General features: G+C 41.5%; 1 protein-coding gene. It reads right to left on the reverse strand.

The genetic code is table 11. The annotated features are described in order from the left end of the window. Positions 1–163: 163 nt before the first annotated feature. Positions 164–417: hypothetical protein (locus tag D7X96_RS40670; RefSeq protein ID WP_208647468.1), on the reverse strand; the 254-nt coding region annotated here is incomplete at its 5' end.

Raw genomic sequence — 417 nt, forward strand, 5'->3', positions numbered from 1 at the left:
AGAAAAATACAAAATACAACAGAAATCAATAAAGTGAATGCTAACTTCTCAGGAGAAAGCAGGAACTCGTTCAGATTGACGGTCGCAAGTCATGTATGGATTTCGCCATTATCTTTCAGATGAGGACATAGGATGCTTTGATTTGCTTGGCTTGGATTGGTCCTCAGATTTTTAGAGGATAAAGACCAAGGGCTGGTCCTATATCCAATAAAAAGCCAAGTAGATGGGCTGAAAAGCCGCATCTAGGCCATGTTGGATAGAAAAAGAGGGGAAATCTTGGGGGGGTGGCCCCCCAAGGGACTTCGATCACCTTGTAGAATTTGCAGCAGAGTTTCTTCAGAGTGAGAGAGCTTCTTTTTGTAGACAATTCTTCTGGATAGTTTTTAGACAATTTTTCAGGACCCTTCAGATGATTTT

The organism is Corallococcus interemptor, from assembly GCF_003668875.1.
Lineage (GTDB): Bacteria > Myxococcota > Myxococcia > Myxococcales > Myxococcaceae > Corallococcus > Corallococcus interemptor.